The following is a 4,043-nucleotide window of genomic DNA, read 5'->3' on the forward strand; positions in this document are numbered from 1 at the left end:
CGCTCCGCGCAGGCGGAGCGGCCCGGGGCCGTCGCGTTCGGTCCTCAGGCGGTGAGCCCGCGCACCAGGTCGCCGCGGGCCCGGGCCACCCGCGAGCGGATCGTGCCCACGGGCACGTCCGCCAGCCGGGCGGCCTCGGCGTAGGACAGGCCCTCCACCTGGGTGAGGACGAACGCCTGCCGCCGTTCGGCCGCGAGGCCGTCCAGCAGGCACAGCAGGGCCACGTGCTCGTCGAACCGGACGGCCCGGGCGGGCAGCAGGTCCCAGTCGGCGTGGTGCACGCAGTCGGGGCGGGCCGCGTCGTGGCGGTAGCGGTCGGCGACGGTGTTGCGGGCGATGGCCAGCAGCCAGGTCCGCGCCGGGGCGCGTCCGGCGAACCGCGGCAGGCCGCGCAGGGCCCGCAGGTAGGTCTCCTGGCTCAGCTCCTCGACGCGGTCGGGGTGGACCCTGCGGGCGATGTAGCGGGCGACGTCGGGACGGGTGCGCCGGACGAACGCGTCGAGCGCGGCGGCCGAGCCCTCACGGGCGGCGAGCGCCAGCCGGTCGAGTTCGCCGTCCCGCTCATGCGCGCGTTCCTCCGCGTGCGGGGACTCCTCCGAACGGGCCGGTCCCTCCGCGAGGGCGGGCCCTTCCGGACGGACCGGTTCCTCTGGAAGGCCGGGTTCCTCCGGGCGGGCGTGCCCCCGCGGGAGAGCGGTGCCCTTCGCGGAGGCGGGCCCGCCCTCGCGAGCGGGCTCGTCCGCTTCGACCGCCGCGGGGGGCGGCGGTTCGGTGCGGTGGTCGCGCCGCGGACGGCACGACAGGCGGTCGGGGTGGGAACGGCGCGCCCGTGCCGGGCGCTGCTCCTGGAAGACGGTGTCGGTGGGCATCGGTGCTCCGGGTTCCGGCGTGCACCAGCGGCCCGGCGGCCGGTGGCCTCGGGCGGTGGTGCACGCGGTGACGGGAGCGTGCGCGGCCGGTCCCCGACGGGGGACCGGTCCCGGGCACGCGGGGACCGGACGCGTCCCCCCGGACGTGCGCGCGTGGGCGCGGCGGTGCGGAGGACGCGGCGTGAGGGCGCTGACCCGGGTACCCGCGCCCGCCCAGGCGGAGCCGGGACGGCGCGGCCGTTCCCTCCGTGGGCACGGCCCGGCGCGAGGACGGCTCGGAGCCGGTCCCCGCGGAGCCCGCCGTCGGGGTGGAAGGCGCGCTGGCGGTGCGGGTGCGGGCAGGGGCCGGGTCAGCGGCCCGGGGCGTGTTCGCGGGCGCCGACCGCCGCGCGGCGGTCGGTGGTGCGGTCGAACACGGCCTACGCCGCGGGCGGTCCCCGCAGAACCAGGCTGTGTCGGAGGTAGGGCGCGGCCGGGGCGGGCGTCCGGCGCTCGGGGAGCGGGGCCGAGGGCACCCGTTCGGGCACCAGCCGCGGGGCCGCGAGCACCAGGACGGGCAGCAGCGCGGCGGCGGCCAGGCGCAGGTAGGCGAAGAGCGCCGCCTCGCCCTGGCGCAGCCACCAGGCGCACACGGCGCCCGCCACGACGTGGGCGACGAGCATCCGGGCGCCGCCCGAGGCGGCCTCGACGGCGGCGGGGTCGGCCGCGTGGGCGCCGTGGGCGCCCGCAGCCTGTGCCGTGGAGAAGACCAGGTGCAGGGCCAGCTGGCCCCACGCCATCCATCCGGCGATCGCGCCGAGTCCGCGCTCGCGGCCGGTCGCGGCCCAGGCGGAGGCGTAGACCAGGGCGGCGCCGACGAGCAGTCCGCCCAGTGGGACGGCGTGCTCGGAGGACAGCGCGTGGCCGCCCACGGACACGGCGGAGCACACCGAGGCGAACACCCCGGCGCGGGCCGCGCGCAGGGGTGGCCGCTCCGTCATGGGTTCATCGTCGCACCCGTTCCGGGTCCCCGCCCAGGGGGGTGGGCCGAGCGGTCGTCCGCGCGGAGGCGCCCCCCAGGCGGCCCCGGAGGTCGGATCCGGTCTCCGGGGCCGGGGCTTCCCGCTCCCCGCCGCGTCGGCGGCTTCGTCCAGCGGGTCCCGCTCTCCGCTGCCCGGGGCGGCTCACCCCTCCAGCAGGGCCTGCCCCACGTACCCTCCCTCCTCGCAGCCCGGCGGGACGGCGAACACCGCCGAGCCCACGGCGGTCACCCACTCGTTGAGCAGGTCCAGCTCGTCCAGGCGCCGCTGGATGGGAACGAACTGGCGCAGCGGGTCGGCCTGGAAGGAGGCGAACAGCAGCCCCGCCTCCTCGCCGCCCGAGCCGCGCTCGTCGTAGTTGTAGGCGCGCCGGAAGATCCGCTGGTCCGGGTCGTCGGTGCGGGCCCGCCTGATGTGCGCGAAGTCCGCGATGACGGTCAGCCCGGAGGCGTCCGTGGCCTCCAGGTCCGCCTCGTCGTGTTCCTCGATACCGGTCAGCGGCGCGCCGTTGTCCAGTCGGCGGCCGATGACCGCCTCGCGGGCGGGCCGGTCCAGCTCGTCCCAGGTGTCCAGGTGGGTGGCGATGCGGCGCAGCACCAGGCTCGTGCCTCCCCTGAGCCACCGCGGTGGGTTCCCGCCCCAGACCAGCCGGTCGAAGTCCCCGGTTCCCGGCGCCGGGTTGACGGTCCCGTCCACCTGCCCCATCAGGTTGCGCATGCTGGTGCCCTCGGGCTGGGAGCCGTGGGCCCGGCGGAACCCGCTCTGCGTCCACCGCACCCGCGCGAAGGCCCGCGCGTCCTTGAGCATCATCCGCACCGCGTGGGAGACGGTGACGGGGTCGTCCGCGCACACCTGGAGCAGCAGGTCCGCCCCGCCCCAGGCCGGGTCGAGCCGGTCGTGCCCGAACTCGGGCAGTGGCCCGAGCCACTCCGGCACCGCGTCGGGGTCCACCCGCTCCACCAGACCCCGCCCGAACCCGAACGTGGTGGTGAGCCGGGCCGGGACCAGGGCGAGTTCGGGCTCGGTGTCGGCCAGGGCGGGCTCGCCCCGGGACAGGCGGGCCGCGTCGTCGCTGAGCAGCCGCAGGAGCCGGCCGACCCCGTCCGCGTCCGTCCCCGCTTCCAGGTCCAGCGCGACGAAGGTGCCGTGCGTCTGCGGCGGGGTCTCCACGCCCGCCTGCCGCACGCCGTGGAACGGCACGGTCAGCGTGCCGTTGAGCGGGGGCGCCTGGGGGGCCGCCGCAGGTTCCGCGGCCCACCGGTGGGCGAGCGCGCCCCCGGCCGCGCCGACACCGGCCGCCGCGCCGCCCAGGAGCAGCCCTCTGCGGCTGAGCCGGGACTCACCGCCCATCAGTGGTCCCCGTGCCCTTCGTCCCCGTGCGCCCCGCCGTCCTCTCCCTCGGAGCCGTGCTCCCCGTCGCCGTTCCCCTCGCCGTGCCCGCCCTCGTACTCCTCGTTGGCCCCGGCGTAGTCCTTGACCGCGGCGGTGAACTCGGTGGTGGAGCCGTCGGAGAACTCCACGGTGACGGTCGCCTCGGCTCCCGGCTGGAGGTCCTCGGTCAGTTCCATGAGCATGATGTGGTCGCCGCCGGGCTCCAGGGTGGTGCTGCCTCCGGCGGGGATGGGGAACCCGCCCTCCTTCTCGCGCATGGTGGCGTCGGTCCCCTCGGAGACGACCTCGTGCAGCTCGACCATCCCGGCCGCGTCGTAGTCGGCCGAGACGACGGTGATCTCCTCGCCGGAGCCGTTGGCCAGCACACCGAAGACGCCGGTCATCCCCTCCTCGGCGGTGACGGCCTTGATCCAGGGGTCGGTCACGGAGAAGGCGTCGGCGGCGGTCACCGCGCTGTCGGCGGCCTCCTCCGCCGGGGCGGCGCCCTGCTCCTGCGCCCCTCCGCAGGCGGTGAGGGTGAGGCCGAGGCAGAGCAGTGAGGCGGCCCATGCGGTACGGCTGGTGCGGATGCGGTCCATGTTCCCTCCGGGGGTACGAGCCGCGTTCTCGCGGCCGTTCCCCCTACGGGTCGGATCGCGGGGCCGTCCGGTTCCCGGCGTCCGGGTGCCCCGTGCCGCATCAGGTCCTCGCACGCAGACGGGGCGGGCCCGGCCGTGCCGGACCCGCCCCGTCTGCGGTGTGTAGGACTTCTTCGGTGTCCGCT

Annotated in this window: 4 protein-coding genes; all 4 read right to left on the reverse strand. The window is 77.3% G+C overall.

Going from position 1 to position 4,043, the window contains the following annotated elements:
- Positions 1-44: 44 nt before the first annotated feature.
- The 4 genes from DQW06_RS22320 to DQW06_RS22335 all read right to left on the reverse strand — a co-directional run bounded on the left by DQW06_RS22320 (position 45) and on the right by DQW06_RS22335 (position 3,858).
- Complete coding sequence (locus tag DQW06_RS22320) at positions 45-869, reverse strand: sigma-70 family RNA polymerase sigma factor (RefSeq protein ID WP_117199246.1); 825 nt, start codon at positions 867-869, stop codon at positions 45-47.
- A 419-nt stretch (positions 870-1,288) separates the two neighbouring features.
- Positions 1,289-1,849 carry a hypothetical protein gene (locus DQW06_RS22325; protein ID WP_117199247.1) on the reverse strand — a complete coding sequence of 187 codons (561 nt, stop codon included), beginning with the start codon at positions 1,847-1,849 and terminating at the stop codon, positions 1,289-1,291.
- A gap of 183 nt (positions 1,850-2,032) precedes the next feature.
- Positions 2,033-3,238 carry a Dyp-type peroxidase gene (locus tag DQW06_RS22330; protein WP_117199248.1) on the reverse strand — a complete coding sequence of 402 codons (1,206 nt, stop codon included), beginning with the start codon at positions 3,236-3,238 and terminating at the stop codon, positions 2,033-2,035.
- Positions 3,238-3,858 (reverse strand): copper chaperone PCu(A)C, encoded by a 621-nt coding sequence (locus DQW06_RS22335; protein ID WP_117199249.1) that lies wholly within the window; start codon positions 3,856-3,858, stop codon positions 3,238-3,240. The genes DQW06_RS22330 and DQW06_RS22335 overlap by 1 nt, the downstream gene beginning before the upstream one ends.
- Positions 3,859-4,043: the final 185 nt, after the last annotated feature.

Source organism: Nocardiopsis sp. TNDT3 (genome assembly GCF_003427465.1).
GTDB classification, from domain to species: domain Bacteria; phylum Actinomycetota; class Actinomycetes; order Streptosporangiales; family Streptosporangiaceae; genus Nocardiopsis; species Nocardiopsis dassonvillei.

Excerpts from the sequence above, each read along its gene's own strand:
- DQW06_RS22320 (WP_117199246.1), bottom strand. The coding sequence starts at position 869 with ATGCCCACCGACACCGTCTTCCAGGAGCAGCGCCCGGCACGGGCGCGC.
- DQW06_RS22330 (WP_117199248.1), bottom strand. The coding sequence starts at position 3,238 with ATGGGCGGTGAGTCCCGGCTCAGCCGCAGAGGGCTGCTCCTGGGCGGC.
- DQW06_RS22335 (WP_117199249.1), bottom strand. The coding sequence starts at position 3,858 with ATGGACCGCATCCGCACCAGCCGTACCGCATGGGCCGCCTCACTGCTC.
- DQW06_RS22325 (WP_117199247.1), bottom strand. The coding sequence starts at position 1,849 with ATGACGGAGCGGCCACCCCTGCGCGCGGCCCGCGCCGGGGTGTTCGCC.